The organism is Spongiibacter sp., assembly GCF_984394615.1.
This window is the reverse complement of sequence record NZ_CFHTQA010000032.1, coordinates 20,382-37,492: the sequence shown is the minus strand read 5'-3', so window position 1 is coordinate 37,492 and position 17,111 is coordinate 20,382. Positions and strand designations below refer to the sequence as shown.

The window sequence follows — 17,111 nt, the reverse complement described above, 5'->3', positions numbered from 1 at the left end:
CCTTGACGGCGAGCACGCCGTGGTACGGTGAAGGGAAACAGCAAGACCGCCCCACCCCACCAGCCTCTATCGGACTGGCAAGCGGAGCGCGCAGGCCCTACGGGCCGGAGGCGTCAGGGATCAAAGCCGGATGGCCGCGATTCGACAAGAAGCGCGGGGCGCAGCCCGCGAGCCCGACGGCGGTACGCCGGGACGGTAGACAAGACAATCTCAACTAAGCAATGGAAGCACGTGGTTACCAAGTTGTTGGTTCACCCAACCATCCCCGCGTATACTGCTTTATTATGCGAAACTACACACTAAATAGCCTTGTACTTCCCGTGTAAGAAGTGCTCGATAAGGATTCTGACTTGACGACAATGTACCAACTGGCTGTGTTAGGCTCACCAACAGACGAACAGGTCCGTCAACTTGAAGAACTCATTGCGGAAGCTGTAAAACTATTTGGGCTTCGCCTTGGCCAAGAAGTTAGCTGGGAGGTATGTCCTACCGATTTTTCTCCCGAGCAACAAAAATCAGCGGCTGTAGTTTATTACGGTGGTATTGATGCCCCAACAGCCAATATCGATCGCTTGCTTCGAACCAACATTCCCATATTGCCGGTAGTATCCGACTCCGGAAAAGTCGAGACGGAGATACCAGAACAGCTCCGTCCATTTAATTGCCTAGCCTATAATCAAGGCGGCCCGCAACGTGTCGCTACGGCACTACTCGAATGTGCCGGCCTGTTACCCCGGCAACGCCGGGTCTTTGTCAGTTATCGGCGCACCGAAGCACGAGAAGCCGCACTACAGTTGTTCGACGCTTTCTCAGCCAGACTATTCGATGTCTTTCTTGATACACACGGTATTGCACCGGCAGAAGACTTTCAGACTATGCTTTGGCATCGCCTATGTGATTCAGATGTATTAGTCATGCTGGATACACCAGGCTACTTCGACAGCCGGTGGACCAGCGCAGAATTTGGCCGAGCTCTCGCAAAGGGTATTAGCGTCTTACGCGTGGGCTGGCCTGACGCTACGCCATCTATCCGGACGGCAACCGCTAGCCGTGCCGAACTGCTCCCCGAAGAGGTGGACGACGCCACCGGAAGACTGTCCGGTGATGCCGTAGAGCGCATCTGTCATCAACTCGAGACAGTGCGTAGCGAAAGTCAAGCCGTACGCACGGTGAACCTTGTAAGCAGCATTCGGAACAGCGTTGAAACTATTGGCGGCCAGGTGATGGGCATAGGGCCCAATAGAGCCGTCTACATACACCTTCCGGATGGCAGGAATGTAGTGGCCTATCCGACGGTTGGAGTACCCACCTCCTCCACTCTTCATGACGCAACTACGCATTCGCCAGACACTCCCGCTGCGGTGATCTATGATCATGTCGGATTACATCCAACCTGGCTCAGCCATTTAGATTGGCTGGGCGACCACATCCGCACCGCACGATGGGTTAAGGCTGCTGAAGCAGGCTGGCAGTTCGCGGATTGGGAGGCATAAGCTATGAGTGCAATCTTCTTATCTGCGAGCGTTCCTGCCATCGGCAGAGGGACGTATCACGAGACGGCAAACCCGTTCCTAATACAATGCGCTGTTCGGGAACTGGTTATCGAAGTAATTCGTCAGCATAAAATTGTCTGGGGAGGACACCCGGCAATTACTCCAATGATCTGGACAATCTGTGAAGATCTTGGCATTGACTACTCCGAATCAGTCATTCTTTATCAAAGCAACTATTTCAAAGACCGATTCCCGGAAGAAAATCAGCGTTTCAATAACGTTATTTTTACTGATTCGGTGCAGGGTGAGCAGGACGCCAGTCTTTCACTAATGCGAAACAGCATGTTGTCTCGTGACGACTTGGTGGCCTCGGTGTTCATAGGGGGCATGGAAGGAATCGAGACTGAGTATGACATGTTCATTGAACGCCACCCTGATTCAGTAGTATTACCGGTTCCTGCACCTGGCGGCGCAGCCCTTGAATTGGCCAAGAAACTCGCACTTTTCAATGATGATGAACTGCACGATATCGATTTTGCGCGACTATTCCGGTCACGCCTTAGCTCTGCGATCACATCACATCGCCCAATGACGGGTGCGACTGAATAAATACAAGACAAGGAGTATAAGTTGGCCCGTAAGGTATTCTATAGCTTCCATTATCAAAAAGATGGATGGCGAGCTTCAAAGGTCCGAAATATTGGTGTTGTCGAGGGGAATGCTCCTGCAAGCGACAACAGATGGGAAGAGGTCAAACGTGGAGGTGATGCCGCCATTCGCAGGTGGATAGATTCTCAACTACAGGGCCGGACTTGCACGATCGTTCTCGTCGGGGCAGAAACGGCGAATCGCCGCTGGGTCAAATACGAAATTGAAAAATCATGGAACGATGGAAGAGGTGTGTTTGGCATTCGCATCCATCGACTTCTCGACCATAGTCAAACAGCTTCTGCCGCAGGTCCAAACCCTTTCGATCAGTTCAAGTTAAAAAGTGGACAGACATTATCATCCATTGTGAAGCTCTATGATCCGCCCTTTTCCGATAGCGCGAAGACCTACAAGTACATTAGCGATAATCTTGCACAATGGATCGAAACCGCCATTGCCAGCCGCTGAAATCAGCGCTCCATGACATAAGATAAAATCATCAGATGCAATCTTCACTTAAAAAAGCGGTAACGATTCGGCTTGTTCCGAAATGCCATATAAATCGGAAACTTGGCGAATAAATTGCGTTTGCCCGCCGTAACTGGGATGACGAACACGAACGACCGGAGTGGAACTCAAAACGCGATCAGCCGCTGCAGCAGCATCATTACCAATAGCAACTATGCGTGATGGCTTTAGGAGTGCAACTAGAGCTTGGAGCACTTCCTCTCCCGCCCGGCGTTCACGAGCATTATGCTGTCGATTCGTAAACGGCTCGCCAGATTCATGCGGATGCAACGGAAAGACATTCCACAGGAAAACCTTGGCATCAATCTGGTCTAGCATTCGCCAGATCACAGCTGCCGTCCTTTCCGCCATTGCCGTACCAATTGTTGGCTGCTTGGCAGTAAACCCCCAGCGTTTAACATGTTTCTCAATATGAATATCGTCTGTCAAAGCAAGACCAGTACGTCTCCCTCCCCGATAGCCTAGATCACGCCCAATCCATATTGCATCAACCGGTTCTTGTGAGGCACTTTCTATTAACGCTGACAAAGCTAATGCCCTAATACGAGGAGCATCACGCTGGTCATGTACTTCACACCGGTCCGTATAGGGGTTAAAACAGTTTTCAAATTGCATAGCCGAAACTGAACTTACGAACGGATGCATAATTAATTCCTCGATTACAGTGGCTCGTAATGAATTGTTCTATTTTCACGATTACCCACAATCCAGCCACCCTGAGCGGCTTTGAGTTGACGAAATACCGTATAACCATCGAGTATGGCTCGCTCCCAGAGCTTAAGAGGACACTTGGAGACCTCATAGCCAACCACAAACTCATTCACGGTTTTCAATATCCCTAGCGAGACACGATTATGCCCTTCAAAGAAATCAAGCTCTTTGGCTTTGGAAAAAAGCCAGGCGGTTAAACCTTCTTCAACCACAATTGCTCGGCCACTGTCTTGATTTTCATCATATTCAGGTTTGCTTTTACGCTTGTGTTTGATCAACGCCCGAACCACAGGTGACCAATGGAGAATAGCCGCGTGTGCGAGATGAAAAACATCATGGAAGCGATACCCATCCAAATCAGCGATATTATCGGTCAAAGGATCGCCAATAAACACCTCGTTCCACTGGAGATAACTTCTTCCACTGGCACGCTCATTGACTCGGATTGCAAATTCTCTAGGAAGTTGTTCCTCTTTCTCGAAGTCGGAATCGAAATCAATCAAGTCTTCCGGGCTGGGCTCAAGAAAAGCTCCCCGCGCCTTACGCATATTGCTTCTAGCCACTTCGGAAAAAGCCAGCTTGGCCGCGAATAAAGCGTCTAGATAATCTTTTGCGAATGTAATAATCCTTCCACGATCGGGAGCAGGCTCTAACAATAGTGCGGCCGAACGACCAAGCCTGAATAATGTATCATCGACTGACTCTGTCGATGTCGGCACTGCAATATGGGCCAGTACCCCTTCAAGCGTGTCGCTTGCAGCGCTTTGTACTCTGAAATTCTCAGTCCCTACCGCTTCGGAAAAGACTTCTTCAAGCGGAAACCCCATCCTTCTACACAGTGCCGCAAGATACCAAAGCGTATCGCCAAATTCTTCTTCGGCTGCGAGCTTGTATCCTGGATATGCTGATTTCTCCCGAATATGCTTTTTTGCGGTCGACATGATTCCGCCAACTTCACCGTAGAGACCTTGTAGAATTGGACTAATATCCGACGGGTCAAGAACATCTGTTTCAGCTATACCGTCTGTATAATCGGCCAATAAAATAGAGCCATTTTCTTTTTTCAAATTAACCACGGAGAGATATCCATTCAAAAGGCGGCCCTTGGTAACCCACAACGCCCATGCCACGTATCCATTTCTCAAGACTCTGAATCATTTGAGGATCGTCAAAACAAGATCGACCTATACCCTGCTTACAAAGTTTACGCCCATCCTGATCTATCAAATGGTCAGGAAACATCGGACCATTGCCACCAAAATAAACAAAATCATCGCTTACTAATACTCGATTTACACCTGTATCTCGTCTCACATGATCTGGATTGACTTGACCATCGCTCTTTGAGTGGAAAGAATCAAGTTGACGCCAAGGAGAATCACAGTCATCACGAAAATATATGTTGTCTCCGCAACTCTGCTTTCGACTGCCCCTTCGGTAGGGCTTCTTCGGTTCGAAGCGAGGATCCTCAGAATATTCATCAAAAGTTATCACCTCAGTCACTCTCATAGCGTAGACCATCCGGCCGCCGCGCCTGATACTCCGATCATTGCTCCCGCTACCAACGACCCAGTCACCAATATTGGCGGCACGCCGAATAGGCGGTTTACAAGTCGCAAGCGTGCAGTAACCATAAAATGGATTGGGTGCAAAACCGCTATCGTACCGAACGACATACGAATAAATACGAGTCATGAGCAAGGATGCCTCTTCAATGATACGGATTCACAAGGATTGCCATCTGGTTTTTCCCAACCGTCCTTGCCGTTGATCGCATCGATAATGGCGTCACCATTCCATCCCACCACTGCATCAGCATACTCTTCCAGAGCCGTAGGAAGATCGCATTCGTTCTCTCCGTGTGCCCATACCCCGACAATCCGCTTTCCCTGCTTTTCTGCGTACTCAATTTCCCAGTTAACCCAATCACTGTCTTTGGTTTGGGGGGACACGTAACAGATAAACACCCCAGCCCAATTGATCGCCGGAGCTAGAATTTGGGTTTTGATGTAATTCGGATCTGAGGCGTTGTTGAATTTACCCGTATGAATCGAAGAGTCCCGGATATCGATTCCTTTAGGAGCCAATAGATCTTTTAGTTTTTGCAAGCCATGGTCATCAGCGTGCACATGGCTGATAAATACATTTTTAGAATCCGCCATTATTTCAGCTCTCCTGCTTCTTTTTACATTATGCAACATACACCCCTGCCCGGCATGCATTGTATATATGCTCTGAAAGCGCTACCAAGGGCTCCCGTTGTATCCCCTACGACGAGCTTTTTTCAGGCAATCTAAGCCCACGTTCTCTCCGGCTCGCCCCAGCGGGTTGGCTCAATTGTTCTAGATAGCCACCATATCTCCAAGGCCAAACATCGTGTTGATACGCAATATTGGAGTTATGCATGAAACCCCAATCACGCCAATCCCTGCCTAAGCCGGGAACACCTGAATACGACGATTTGCCACAGTACGTGGAAACACCTCCGCTTCCCTTCCGTCGCACCATCCGCCGACGTGAACTTCACCAGATGATCCCCTTGGCGGAAACAACCATCTACGATATGGAACGTCGCGGTGAATTTCCCCGTCGTTTCAAACTGACACCCCGCTGCGTGGTGTGGGACTTGGCCGAAGTGGAAGCCTGGATCGAGGAGCGCAAACAGCAATCCCGCTCAGGCAAATCGTCCCCCGCTCCCGGGCCGGACGTGAACCAGCGTATTACCCGCCCGGTACGTTCTCGCAACCAATGAGCTGACGGCTAGGCCGTCAGCAACTCTGTATTATTCTGCCCACTCACCGGGTGCCGAATCGCCTCCTTGGTGACATTGACCTCCAGCGCCACTCTCGCAGCCTCCAGCATTCCACTATCAATCCGGTAACCCCCGCGCGTTTTCAGCCAATCCAGCACCTCCGCCAGATGCCATATCGAGGCGCTACCTTCGTGAACCGGCACCGGAAATGTCGAGCGGTGGGCCAGCATGAGCTTGCGCATTGCCTGACGGGAAATCCCCACCACGTCAGCCACATCCGTCAGACCGACCAGGTCGGGCGAGGCTTCGATCAGACGCGCGGTGGGGACAGTGCTTTTGACATCGGCCAATGCAGTCCGAACTGCTTCCTCTGCACTGTGAGCCTTGCGGGAGAACTCCAATGCCAGGCGACCGGGCTGCCCGACACCGACAAGCGCGTCATCACAACCGGCGGCACCCAGACGCTCGACCAGCGCGTCGGGATCGCAGTCTTGCTCAGACAGCTGGTATTTCAGCGTAAAGATATATTCCACGGTTCAATCCTCCGACGCCGTATCGTCCCGGCGCTGGTGAGTGGAGCACTTGTCCACCACCCTGCGCAACGCCCGTGCGTGGCTGCCGGGATTTCTCGGCGTGCTCCACACACTGGCGATACAGAACTCACCACAGCGGCATTCATCGTCATTGTAGGGGCAGTAGATCTTGCCCCAGGCATGACTACCACCCACCTCGACTCGCCAGCCTTCCTCTTCGGCATGTTTGAGCGCCGCTTCAATCTCTTTCTTCGGATGCGATGATCGAGTCATTCCTTGTCTCCAGTATGGGCATGGCACCCAAGGTTGTCAAGCGACAACCTTGGGTTATGATAAGTGTTCTGTTGGCCATGCCCAAACGACCGCAAGCCAACAATCACCATACTCTGGACACTCATACCGATGCTTTCAATGCCGGCACCGACATGCTTTCCGGCATCAGTGACGGAATATAACTGCCCCCTTCCGCCCAGGCATCGATCATGTTCGCCCACTCCTGCAGCATGTGGCGACGCTGCTCGGCATACTCCGCTTTGTTGTACACGGCCCGCGATGAGCGGCCGTCCTCATGGGCCAGAGCCTTTTCGATCCAGTCGCGATTGAAACCGACTTCATTGAGCAAGGTTGAACCGGTACGACGCAGGTCGTGGACGGTAAAGGGTTCCAGCGGCAAGCCCTTTTCCCGAGCCTGCTCTGATACCTTCAAGGTCACTCGGTTCAGCGTGCCCATGGACATGCACTGGTCACCATCATAGCGAGCCGGAAACAGGTACTTGGATCCCCCGGCGCAGGTCTTGAGCGCCACCAAGATGTCGAGCGCCTGTCGGGACAAGTAAACATTGTGAGGGAAGCGCCGCTTCATCCGCTCCTTGGGAATACTCCATACTCCGGTCTCGAAATCCACTTCATCCCAGGTCGCCTTTAGCAACTCCGCCTTCCTCACCAGGGTCAGCAGGATCATACGCAACCCCAGGCGAATGGTCGGTGACGTCGGGATGGTGTCCATTTCGTGGACCATCAGCCGGATTTCAGCGGGTGACAAGGCGCGATCCTTGGGCGCAAAAGTGGCAATGGATGACGGCATCACTTCATCGGCCGGATTGGCCACCTTCTCGCCGTGCATGATGGCATGCGCGTACACCTGCTTGACGATATCGCGGACGTGGATCGCGGTGGCCGGTGCCCCGCGCTTTTTCACCTTCATACACAGGGCCCGGAGGTCGTCGGGTGTAATTTCCGCCAGCAGACGGTTCTGAAAGACCGGCAGGATGTCGCGGTCGATGATGTGCTTGCGCATGGATTTGGTGCTGTCAGCCATCCCGGAAGCTTCCATCCACACCTCGGTGAATTCAGCGAAATTCCTGGCACGGGACAGGCGGCGTTTTTCCCGCTGTTTCTCCTGGGCAGGAGAATGCCCGTCGGCCACCGCCTTGCGGGCATCCAGCAGGCGTTCCCGTGCTAGGGCTAGGGAAATTCCGCCCGGCCCATAACGACCCAGGGTGAGGGTTTCCCGGCGGCCATTGAGACGGTAATCGTAACGGAAAGTGATGGTGCCAGTTTTCGAGACGGTCACATACATGCCGTCGCGGTCGGCAACCTTGTAGGTGGCACCTTGGGGCTTGAGCTTGCGTAGTGCTGTATCGGTCAACATATCAGGTTTCTCCTGTGTTTGCGGTTTGTTACCGTCAAGGGGCAGGAGCCCTGATGATGTCCCTAAGTTCTTGATTTCAAAAGAAGTCAGGGCGTAGTTTTACCGTCACGCCGAAAAAAGGCATGACGGTAATTGGGAGAGTCTTAATCCGGGGATTTCGCGATACCGTCGTTTTTACCGACAAGTGTTCCTGCTTGCCGTCGATAGCCACCGATAGGTAATGAGACGTAAATTTAGATAAATCAAAAACTTACACCACTATTCCGATAGCTGCCGATAGTCCCCGAAAGACGTATTTTCACTCCCACTCAATCGTCGCAGGCGGCTTACTGGAGACGTCGTAGGTAACCCGAGAGACGTGGGTGATCTCGTTGATAATCCGGTTAGAAACCGTTTCCAGCAGTTCGTAGGGAAGGTGTGCCCAGCGGGCGGTCATGAAGTCGATGGTTTCTACCGCACGCAGGGCGATGACCCATTCGTAGCGGCGGGCATCACCGACAACCCCCACGGATTTCTGGGGAATGAAGACCGCAAAGGCCTGGCTGGTTTTGTGGTACCAGTCGGCGTTGTGCAGTTCTTCGATAAAGATGGCATCGGCCTCGCGAAGAATATCGGCATATTCTTTTTTCACTTCGCCGAGAATGCGCACGCCCAGGCCCGGTCCCGGGAAGGGGTGACGGTAGACCATGTCGTAGGGCAGGCCCAATTCCAGACCGATTTTGCGCACTTCGTCTTTGAACAGTTCGCGCAGTGGCTCGACCAGCTCCATCGCCATGTCGTCAGGCAGGCCACCAACGTTGTGGTGCGATTTAATCACGTGGGCTTTGCCGGTTTTTGCGGCCGCCGACTCGATGACATCGGGATAGATCGTACCCTGCGCCAGGAAAGGCACGTCTTTCAGCTTGGTGGCTTCTTCGTCGAAAATTTCAATGAAGGTATTGCCGATAATTTTGCGCTTTTTCTCTGGGTCAGCTTCGCCTTCGAGCTTCGACAGGAATATCTCCTCCGCATCAGCGCGAATCACTTTCACACCCATATTTTTGGCAAACATGTCCATGACCTGATCGCCTTCGTTCTTGCGCAGCAGGCCATTATCGACAAATACACAGGTGAGCTGATCGCCGATGGCCTTGTGCAGCAGCGCCGCCACGACCGAGCTGTCGACACCGCCGGACAGGCCCAACAGCACCTTCTGCGAACCGACCTGCTCGCGAACACGCTCTACCGCGTCCTGAATAATATTGGCCGGCGTCCACAGCGCTTCGCAGCCACAGAGCTTGTGCACGAAGTGTTCAAACAGCCGCTTGCCCTGCAGAGTGTGAGTCACTTCCGGGTGAAACTGCACGCCGTAAAAACGCTTGGCTTCGCACTGCATGGCGGCAATCGGGCAAGACGGTGTTGACGCGAGCACCTCAAAACCTTCGGGCAGTTTGACCACTTTGTCGCCGTGGCTCATCCACACATCCAGCAGCGCTTTGCCACTGTCACTGTCGATGTGGTCGGCCACATCCGCCGTCAGTTCACTGGGCGCTTCGAGACGAATCTGCGCATAGCCAAACTCGTGCACCGGCGAACCTTCTACCTTGCCGCCCATTTGCTCGGCCATGGTTTGCATGCCGTAGCAGATGCCCAGTACCGGTATACCCAGCGCGAAGATTTTTTCTGGTGCGCGGGGCGAACCGGCCTGCGTCACCGACTCCGGGCCACCCGCCAGGATGACGCCCGAGGGGTTGAACTCGTCGATATCGGCATCACTGATGTCAAAGGCGCGAATTTCACAGTACACGCCAATTTCGCGAATGCGACGGGCGATGAGCTGAGTGTATTGCGAGCCAAAGTCGAGAATAAGCAGGCGGTGGGCGTGAATATCGGGTGTGGACACAGTGTTCTCTCTAGTGAAGGGTGGGCGCTGAGCAGGTCAGCCCTTAAGCAAACAGGGCGTCGCTGCCGACGCCCTGTGCTTGGAAAAATCAGGTTGGGTAGTTAGGCGCTTCCTTGGTGATGCTCACGTCGTGCACGTGGCTTTCACTCATACCGGCAGCGGTCACTCGCACAAACTGCGGCTTGCTGCGCATGGTGTCGACGTCCACGCTGCCGGTGTAGCCCATGGCGCTGCGCAGACCGCCCATCAATTGATGAACGATGGCCGCCAGCGGCCCTTTGTAAGGGACGCGTCCTTCAATACCTTCCGGTACCAGTTTCTCGGCACCGTCTTCCGCGCTCTGGAAGTAGCGGTCACTGGAGCCCTGCGTTTTGGTCATGGCGCCCAGCGAGCCCATACCGCGGTAGGACTTGTAGGTACGCCCCTGATACAGCTCGACCTCACCCGGCGCTTCTTCAGTACCGGCAAACATAGAGCCCATCATCACCGCGTGGGCGCCAGCAGCCACCGCCTTGGACAAGTCGCCACTGAAGCGGATACCGCCGTCAGCGATCAGCGGCAGTCCGCTGTCTTTCAGCGCGGCCGCCACATTGGCGATAGCACTGATTTGCGGCACGCCGATACCGGTCACGATGCGGGTGGTACAAATCGAGCCGGGGCCAATGCCCACCTTGACCGCGTCGGCACCCGCTTCCAGCAGGGCCAGTGCGGCTTCGCCGGTAGCGATATTGCCGCCAATCACATCGACTTGCGGGTAGTGCTTTTTAATCCACTTCACGCGCTCCAGTACGTTTCTGGAGTGGCCGTGGGCAGTATCCACCACCAGCACGTCTACACCGGCAGCAACCAGCGCCGCGACGCGGTCATCAGTATCAGCACTGGTGCCCACCGAGGCGCCAACACGCAACTGACCGGAGCTGTCTTTGCAGGCCAGCGGGTAGGTCTGGGCGTTATTCATATCCTTAACGGTGATCATGCCGGTCAGTTTGAAGTCGTCGTTGACGACCAGCACTTTCTCGATACGGTGTTTGTGCAGCAGTTCGCGGGCCACCGACATATCGTCGTTTTCGTTGACGGTAACCAGTTTTTCCTTGGGAGTCATGATGGTGGAAACAGGCACATCCATCTGCTCCTGAAAGAGCACGTCGCGGCTGGTGACGATGCCCACCAGATCGCCGTTATTCAGTACCGGTACGCCGGAAATCTTGTGACGACGACGCAGTTCGAACAGTTCGCTGATCGGCGCGCTGGCATCAATGGTGATCGGGTCTTTCACCACACCACTTTCATGCTTTTTCACCGCACGCACTTCATAGGCCTGCTGCTCAATGGTCATGCTTTTGTGGATGATGCCGATGCCGCCTTCCTGCGCCAGCGCAATCGCCAAGCCGCTTTCAGTGACGGTATCCATCGCCGCTGACAACAGGGGAATATTCAGGGTGATATTGCGGGTGAGCTTGGTCCGCAGGCTGACATCTTTCGCGGTAACTTCAGAGTAGCCGGGAAGAAGCAGAACATCGTCAAAGGTGAGTGCTTCTTGGGAGATACGTAACATAGAATGATTCCAATGCCGGTGGCTAGAATCCTCGCAATTTTAAGTGATGCGGCGCGCCGAGTAAACCAATTATGGCGGGCAAAAGCGCTATATCTTGGTATGATTGCGCGATGACTACACAAGAATCGCCACAGCAGCTCAGCGTCAGCCAACTCAACCGCCTTGCCAAGCAACTCCTCGAAGATTGCTTCAGCCAGGTCAGCGTCAGCGGCGAGTTATCCACCTTCTCCCGGCCCAGCTCCGGCCACTGGTACTTCACGCTGAAAGACGATCGCGCGCAGATTCGCTGTGCCTTCTTTCGCAACCGCAATATGCGCGTCAATTTTCAGCCACAGCCGGGGCAGCAGGTGCTGGTACGTGGCAAAGTCAGCCTCTACGAGGGGCGCGGTGACTACCAACTGATCGTCGACAGCATGCAGCCTGCCGGGGCCGGTGCGCTGGCCGCCGCCTTCGAAGCCCTGAAGGCCGAGCTGCAGGCGGCGGGCTGGTTTGACCCGGAGCGCAAGCGCCCCCTGCCCTCACCGGTAAAACATATCGCGCTGATCACGTCGCCCACTGGCGCCGCATTGCAGGATATCCTCGCCGTACTCCAGCGACGCTGGCCGGCAATCAACATCACGTTGCTGCCAGTGCTGGTGCAAGGCGAACAGGCCGCCGGACAGATCGCCCGCGCCCTGTATCAGGCCAACCGTCTGGCGAGTGAGGGTCGGCAGGACTTCGATGTGGTACTGCTGAGCCGCGGCGGCGGCTCACTGGAAGACCTGTGGCCATTCAATGAACGTGTGGTGGCTCAGGCCGTGTTCGATTCCGCCCTGCCCGTGGTCAGCGCGGTTGGCCACGAGGTGGATTTCAGCATTGCCGACTTTGTCGCCGATCAACGTGCCCCGACGCCGTCGGCCGCGGCGGAAATGCTCAGCCCTGATCAAGCCGAGCTGAATTCCCGCCTGCAATTGCTGCGCGGACGACTGCAACAGGCTCTCAGCCGCCGTTTGCGGCAGCTTGGCGAACAAGTGCAAACGCTGCAAGGACGTATCCGCGATCCCCGCAGTCGTTTGCGTGAGCAGGCCCAACGCCTTGATGAACTTGAGCTTCGCCTGCGTCGTCAGTGGCTGGTCGGGCAACTCCAGCGCGGTGCGCAACTTGAGGCACGGCAACGGCAATTGGCACTGCTTAATCCTCAGCGCCAACTGCTGGCTCGTCAGCAAACGGTGCAGGAATGGCAGCGACGACTGCAAAGTGTCCTGCTGATCCAGCTCCGCCAACACCGTCAGCGACTGACCGCACTGCAAACACAGTTGCGCAGTCTCGGGCCCGAGCAGACCTTAAATCGCGGTTATGCCATTGTGCTGAACGAACAGGGAAAGGCGGTTCGCAATGTCGACACCTTGCGGAAAGGCGAGTCATTGCAGGCACGGTTTGCCCACGGCAGTGCCGTGGTGCACGTTGATGATATACGCGAGCCGTAACGGAGCGGCACATCCCTGTGAGGGCGACTCTCACCACCCCTCATCCTGAGCCCGCCTGGCGAGCACTATAGCGGCGCAGGCGCAGGCTCCGCACCCCCGGATTCCGGGGGCTCACTGGCATCCAGCAGCGATAGAGACAGACTTAGGCTTACCCGCCAACACGGCCCCTGATGATCGCGCTCGAGCAGCGCGCCCAGCTCGTCGGCTCGCTGCTGCATGATCGCGGTTCCCCGCCCGTGTTGAACCGGACTATCGGGCACACCGTCGTTCTCGATAACTATGCGCAGCGCATCTCCCTGATGTTCAATGTCAACGCTCACCGCGCTGGGCTTGGCATGACGCAAGGCGTTGGATACGGCCTCGCGAAGAACGCGTTGGCACTGTTGCTGCGACTCGGGGCTCACCAACAACGCGGGAACACGTTCCGGCTGCTGCCACTGCAGAGGCACGCCCGCTGTGTGGCAACGTTCTTCCAGCTCCATACGCCAGGAGGCGAATAGCACTTCCAGCGGCCGCGCTTCGGTGTCCAGCGCCTCCAGCAAGCTGCGCAAATCCTTGATTGCCTCACGCACCAGCGGGCGCTCACCTTCATTACTCCGATGCAACAAGGTAAGCAGGCGCGCGCCAAGATCGTCGTGAATATCCCGGCGAATTCGCTCCCGCTCCGCCATCCGCCCGCGCTCACTGGCTCGCAAACTGTTCTGAGCGATCTCAAACTGGCCCTGCAGCAAGGTGACCAATGCCAAATCATCGCGACTGAAAAGTCGCCGCCCCCGGTCAGCTAACTGAAGCTGCATACCGTTTCCCTCGCCCAACACATCGGGGATGTTCATGGCCTGCCCTCCATCCAGCAACTGCACTTGCTGAACACCGACACAGGGTTGACTGCGCAGCGGCTGAAAGACCTCCTGAAGCAACTCAAGCCATAGACTGCGCAGCTCTGTCACGCTGCGAATCGCGGTAAAGCGTGGAATACTCTGCTGGAGAATACGCTCCAGATTCCGTTCCGGCACGCGCACAAAGCGCTTCCAGAACCATTGCCTTACTGGGAAATACAGCCAGCCGACCATCGCCAGCGACAATGACAGCGCCAGGGTCTGTCCCATGGCCGGCAGCGACACCAGCGCGAGATCGACCGCAATCACCGCGGCTCCGCCCAGCAACCAGCCCCACAGAGCAAACCACCAGCGCTCCAGATCAAACAGCCGATAGCGGATTAACCCCAGCGCAACCCCGCCGTACATCAACAGAAATACCGCAAACAGAATTTCCTGTGGCACCAGTAACTCCAGCCCCAATGCAGCAGGAACGAGTTGCAGGCTGGCAAAGCCCCCCGTACCGGTAAAAATGGCAATCAAAAACCAGAGCAGTGCCGCCCGCTCCAACGGCTTGTCGCGGGTAAAACGCCATTGCAGGGCCGCAAAAATAAAGCCCACGGCGTAGATACCCAAAACCAGGAAATAATAAAAATTGGGCGCAGGCTCCCATTGAAAAATGACCATCGCACATGAGGCAAACCCGGCAATAAAGCTCAGAGGTGCAACGGGAAGGCGCCCCAACTGCTGCGGGTAATGCCAAAGCAAGGCGCTGAATGAAGAAGAAAACAGCAAGGCACCACAGCTGTTGAAGTCAGAGAGAAAGCGAAAAATATCGCCATCAATAAACATCGATCGCGTACTGTACACAGCGGCTGTATTGGTCGCAACAGCCAGGAACAGCCCGCTCGCGGCATACAGTGTGGTCGCCTTGCCCGGCTTGGCCGACCAGACCATCCCGCCGATAATCAAAATGGCGCTGCCAACACCAATCTGAAACCAGAATAACCAGTGGAGATCGCCGAGTTGCCGTTGGCGGAATGGCACCGCGAGTTGCTCTCCTGAACCGGTGATCAATACCAGATCACCGCGCTGTGCGGCCGCCGACATGAGGCGCTGCTGATCCATCAGGCCGTTAAATTCCTCAAAACTTTCAAGGACGTCGGGTTCCGCAATCAGCCACAGAGGATTGGCAGGCAATTGCTGCTCACCAGCCTTTAGTGCAACCACTGTGTGGCGCTGGCCGGTCGGTGCCGAGTAAATGATCTGCTCCCCGTCCAGACTGAAAAGCCCCCGAGGCTGAGGCAGATGTAATGCCAGCAACAAGCTGGCAAGTATGCTGAACAGCAGCAGTGTGAGTGCCACAGTCAAGCGAGCATGTAAGTTCATCCCTTTTACTTCTCTTCTTCAAAGCTGAACACGAGGTGCGATACACCTGCAGGCGCGGCATCATCCTTGTCCCCACAAATGAGGGGATGCGTCATAATAGCGAATTGGCGATAGTATCCAGCCTGATAGTCATTCACATACCAATATTTGGAATACGCCAGTGAGCGCAATAACGCACATCCTGATTGTTGAAGACCTGCCAGATGTCTCCGACTGGCTTGCCGGCATTGCCGCTCACTGCTTTCCCGATGCCAGCGTCCGCCGGGCTGACAGCCTGGCCAGTGCGCGCGAATTGCTTCCGACCTGGCCCGCCCAACTCGCCCTACTGGACATTGGCCTTCCCGATGGCTCGGGTGTAGCGCTGATAAGCGAAATTCTTGCCAAAAACCCCCAATGCAGCTGCGTGATGACCACCATTTTCGATGACTCTGAGCACCTGTTTGCCGCATTAAAAGCGGGTGCGGAAGGCTACCTGCTCAAGGACGAAACCGCCGAGGTATTCAGTCAACGATTGATGGGCATTCTGGCAGGACAGCCGCCGCTGTCTCCCAGCATTGCCCGTCGTATGCTGGCGTTTTTCCGCCCGCAACCGCTGATTGAACACACGCTCACGGCGCGGGAGGCCGAAGTGCTGACACTGATCGCCCACGGCTACAGCGTTCGCAATGCCGCCGAGTCACTGCACCTGAGTCACCACACCGTGGCTGACTACCTCAAGGACATTTACCGCAAGCTTCAAGTGAATTCGCGGGCAGAAGCAACGCTCAAAGCGATCGACCTTGGGCTGGTCAGCCCTCGCTCATATTAATCCCTTCGCTATATTATTTGTGCGCCACTATGAAAACGCCCCCGTATTTACGGGGGCGTTTTCATAGATCTGTGGCCAGCCGCAATGGCATTGGCGCCTATCTTAGTCCAGAAGTATCTAAGTCAGGCACTGGCAAGCTAGTAGCTCTCCGGCAGCTTCTTCTTGATGATGATGTGGCGGCCTTCCACCTCGATGTAATCACCAATCGTCAGATCTTTGAGAATTCTCGCCACCATTTCACGGGATGAACCCACACGATCAGCGATTTCCTGCTGGGTCAGCTTCTCGTGAATTTTCATTGCGCCACTGTCACCCTCTGGCTCAGCCAGCCCGGTGAGCACTTTGACAACGCGGCCATAGACATCTTGCAGCGCCAGACTTTTCACATCATTGGTGAGTTGGCGAATGCGACGGGTGAGATTTTTGTTGAGGATACGGGTGATATTCGGGTGCATATCCAGGATGGCTTTAAAGTCTTCCTTATAGATAATGCGCACCTTGGTCGCGTCCATTGCCCTGACCGAAGCCGAGCGCCGATCGTCGTCCAACAAGGCCAGCTCACCGAAATAATCGCCAGTTTCGAGAATATTGAGTACAAAATCCTTGCCGTTTTTGTCACTGCAATACACTTTTACGCGACCGCTATCCACGACATAAAGTGAGTCCGCGACATCACCCTCATGAATCAGCACGGTATTTTTCGCGTATTCCCGCACGATGCTGGTATCCCGGAGCAATTGCAGCTCCTCGGGACTCAGACCATCAAACAGGTCTACGTTTTCAATACTCATGACTATTACTCCCTGCGGATTTTTTATCGAGGGACTATAGCATAGCTGCGCAAGTTGCTGTCTAGCCTCGACTTATCAGCGTGAGAGCA

At 54.8% G+C, this 17,111-nt stretch carries 17 protein-coding genes; 6 read left to right on the top strand and 11 right to left on the bottom strand.

Annotated elements, in window-relative coordinates; all coding sequences use genetic code 11:
* Positions 1–359 precede the first annotated feature (359 nt).
* Genes thcB4 through AC5DB9_RS12200 form a run of 3 tightly spaced genes read left to right on the top strand, consistent with a single transcriptional unit; the run spans position 360 to position 2,609 of the window.
* Positions 360–1,493, top strand: a complete 1,134-nt coding sequence (gene thcB4 / locus AC5DB9_RS12210; protein WP_272992325.1) for a Thoeris type III anti-phage system protein ThcB4 — start codon at positions 360–362, stop codon at positions 1,491–1,493.
* 3 nt (positions 1,494–1,496) lie between these two features.
* A complete protein-coding gene (thcA, locus tag AC5DB9_RS12205) occupies positions 1,497–2,102 on the top strand; it encodes a Thoeris type III anti-phage system protein ThcA (protein WP_272992282.1) in 606 nt (201 codons plus the stop codon).
* 21 nt (positions 2,103–2,123) lie between these two features.
* Entirely contained in the window at positions 2,124–2,609 is a 486-nt protein-coding gene (locus AC5DB9_RS12200) for a TIR domain-containing protein (RefSeq protein WP_272992280.1), read from the top strand.
* A gap of 48 nt (positions 2,610–2,657) precedes the next feature.
* Here the strand turns inward: AC5DB9_RS12200 and AC5DB9_RS12195 are convergent, their stop codons facing one another.
* From AC5DB9_RS12195 to AC5DB9_RS12180, 4 genes are read right to left on the bottom strand one after another with little or no spacing between them, the layout of a single operon-like run.
* Positions 2,658–3,314, bottom strand: coding sequence for a uracil-DNA glycosylase (locus tag AC5DB9_RS12195; RefSeq protein ID WP_272992278.1), 657 nt, complete (start codon positions 3,312–3,314; stop codon positions 2,658–2,660).
* Between the two features lie 14 nt (positions 3,315–3,328).
* Positions 3,329–4,510 carry a nucleoside triphosphate pyrophosphohydrolase family protein gene (locus tag AC5DB9_RS12190; RefSeq protein ID WP_272992275.1) on the bottom strand — a complete coding sequence of 394 codons (1,182 nt, stop codon included), beginning with the start codon at positions 4,508–4,510 and terminating at the stop codon, positions 3,329–3,331.
* On the bottom strand, positions 4,449–5,075 hold the full coding sequence (locus tag AC5DB9_RS12185) for an Nmad2 family putative nucleotide modification protein (RefSeq protein ID WP_272992273.1): 627 nt from the start codon (positions 5,073–5,075) through the stop codon (positions 4,449–4,451). Before AC5DB9_RS12185 ends, AC5DB9_RS12190 begins: the two co-directional genes overlap by 62 nt.
* The gene (locus tag AC5DB9_RS12180; RefSeq protein WP_272992272.1) at positions 5,072–5,542 is read right to left on the bottom strand and encodes a TIR domain-containing protein; all 471 of its coding nucleotides are present in this window, start codon (positions 5,540–5,542) and stop codon (positions 5,072–5,074) included. The genes AC5DB9_RS12185 and AC5DB9_RS12180 overlap by 4 nt, the downstream gene beginning before the upstream one ends.
* 242 nt (positions 5,543–5,784) lie before the next feature.
* Here AC5DB9_RS12180 and AC5DB9_RS12175 point away from each other — a divergent pair, with 242 nt between their 5' ends.
* Positions 5,785–6,132, top strand: a complete 348-nt coding sequence (locus AC5DB9_RS12175) for a helix-turn-helix transcriptional regulator (RefSeq protein ID WP_414711323.1) — start codon at positions 5,785–5,787, stop codon at positions 6,130–6,132.
* An 8-nt stretch (positions 6,133–6,140) separates the two neighbouring features.
* Here AC5DB9_RS12175 and AC5DB9_RS12170 read toward each other — a convergent pair whose 3' ends face one another.
* The 5 genes from AC5DB9_RS12170 to guaB all read right to left on the bottom strand — a co-directional run bounded on the left by AC5DB9_RS12170 (position 6,141) and on the right by guaB (position 11,753).
* Positions 6,141–6,665 carry a helix-turn-helix transcriptional regulator gene (locus AC5DB9_RS12170; protein WP_272992269.1) on the bottom strand — a complete coding sequence of 175 codons (525 nt, stop codon included), beginning with the start codon at positions 6,663–6,665 and terminating at the stop codon, positions 6,141–6,143.
* A gap of 3 nt (positions 6,666–6,668) precedes the next feature.
* Positions 6,669–6,938, bottom strand: a complete 270-nt coding sequence (locus tag AC5DB9_RS12165) for a hypothetical protein (RefSeq protein ID WP_272992266.1) — start codon at positions 6,936–6,938, stop codon at positions 6,669–6,671.
* Positions 6,939–7,059: 121 nt separating this feature from the next.
* Positions 7,060–8,316 (bottom strand): tyrosine-type recombinase/integrase, encoded by a 1,257-nt coding sequence (locus tag AC5DB9_RS12160; protein ID WP_272992264.1) that lies wholly within the window; start codon positions 8,314–8,316, stop codon positions 7,060–7,062.
* 298 nt (positions 8,317–8,614) lie between these two features.
* On the bottom strand, positions 8,615–10,198 hold the full coding sequence (gene guaA, locus AC5DB9_RS12155; RefSeq protein WP_272992263.1) for a glutamine-hydrolyzing GMP synthase: 1,584 nt from the start codon (positions 10,196–10,198) through the stop codon (positions 8,615–8,617).
* Positions 10,199–10,286: 88 nt separating this feature from the next.
* A complete protein-coding gene (gene guaB, locus AC5DB9_RS12150) occupies positions 10,287–11,753 on the bottom strand; it encodes an IMP dehydrogenase (protein ID WP_022960373.1) in 1,467 nt (488 codons plus the stop codon).
* Positions 11,754–11,863: 110 nt separating this feature from the next.
* Between guaB and xseA the strand changes: the two genes are divergently transcribed.
* The gene (xseA, locus tag AC5DB9_RS12145) at positions 11,864–13,219 is read left to right on the top strand and encodes an exodeoxyribonuclease VII large subunit (RefSeq protein ID WP_272992258.1); all 1,356 of its coding nucleotides are present in this window, start codon (positions 11,864–11,866) and stop codon (positions 13,217–13,219) included.
* 65 nt (positions 13,220–13,284) lie between these two features.
* Here the strand turns inward: xseA and AC5DB9_RS12140 are convergent, their stop codons facing one another.
* Positions 13,285–15,423 carry an ATP-binding protein gene (locus tag AC5DB9_RS12140; RefSeq protein ID WP_272992254.1) on the bottom strand — a complete coding sequence of 713 codons (2,139 nt, stop codon included), beginning with the start codon at positions 15,421–15,423 and terminating at the stop codon, positions 13,285–13,287.
* A 160-nt stretch (positions 15,424–15,583) separates the two neighbouring features.
* Here AC5DB9_RS12140 and AC5DB9_RS12135 point away from each other — a divergent pair, with 160 nt between their 5' ends.
* On the top strand, positions 15,584–16,231 hold the full coding sequence (locus AC5DB9_RS12135) for a response regulator (RefSeq protein ID WP_272992252.1): 648 nt from the start codon (positions 15,584–15,586) through the stop codon (positions 16,229–16,231).
* A 137-nt stretch (positions 16,232–16,368) separates the two neighbouring features.
* Here AC5DB9_RS12135 and AC5DB9_RS12130 read toward each other — a convergent pair whose 3' ends face one another.
* A complete protein-coding gene (locus AC5DB9_RS12130) occupies positions 16,369–17,022 on the bottom strand; it encodes a Crp/Fnr family transcriptional regulator (RefSeq protein ID WP_022960369.1) in 654 nt (217 codons plus the stop codon).
* Positions 17,023–17,111 lie beyond the last annotated feature (89 nt).

Coding starts and splice junctions, on each gene's coding strand:
- AC5DB9_RS12130 (WP_022960369.1), bottom strand. CDS start 17,022: ATGAGTATTGAAAACGTAGACCTGTTTGATGGTCTGAGTCCCGAGGAG.
- AC5DB9_RS12185 (WP_272992273.1), bottom strand. CDS start 5,075: ATGACTCGTATTTATTCGTATGTCGTTCGGTACGATAGCGGTTTTGCA.
- xseA (WP_272992258.1), top strand. CDS start 11,864: ATGACTACACAAGAATCGCCACAGCAGCTCAGCGTCAGCCAACTCAAC.
- AC5DB9_RS12165 (WP_272992266.1), bottom strand. CDS start 6,938: ATGACTCGATCATCGCATCCGAAGAAAGAGATTGAAGCGGCGCTCAAA.
- AC5DB9_RS12175 (WP_414711323.1), top strand. CDS start 5,785: ATGAAACCCCAATCACGCCAATCCCTGCCTAAGCCGGGAACACCTGAA.
- AC5DB9_RS12180 (WP_272992272.1), bottom strand. CDS start 5,542: ATGGCGGATTCTAAAAATGTATTTATCAGCCATGTGCACGCTGATGAC.
- thcA (WP_272992282.1), top strand. CDS start 1,497: ATGAGTGCAATCTTCTTATCTGCGAGCGTTCCTGCCATCGGCAGAGGG.
- AC5DB9_RS12140 (WP_272992254.1), bottom strand. CDS start 15,423: ATGAACTTACATGCTCGCTTGACTGTGGCACTCACACTGCTGCTGTTC.
- thcB4 (WP_272992325.1), top strand. CDS start 360: ATGTACCAACTGGCTGTGTTAGGCTCACCAACAGACGAACAGGTCCGT.
- guaB (WP_022960373.1), bottom strand. CDS start 11,753: ATGTTACGTATCTCCCAAGAAGCACTCACCTTTGACGATGTTCTGCTT.
- AC5DB9_RS12195 (WP_272992278.1), bottom strand. CDS start 3,314: ATGCATCCGTTCGTAAGTTCAGTTTCGGCTATGCAATTTGAAAACTGT.
- AC5DB9_RS12160 (WP_272992264.1), bottom strand. CDS start 8,316: ATGTTGACCGATACAGCACTACGCAAGCTCAAGCCCCAAGGTGCCACC.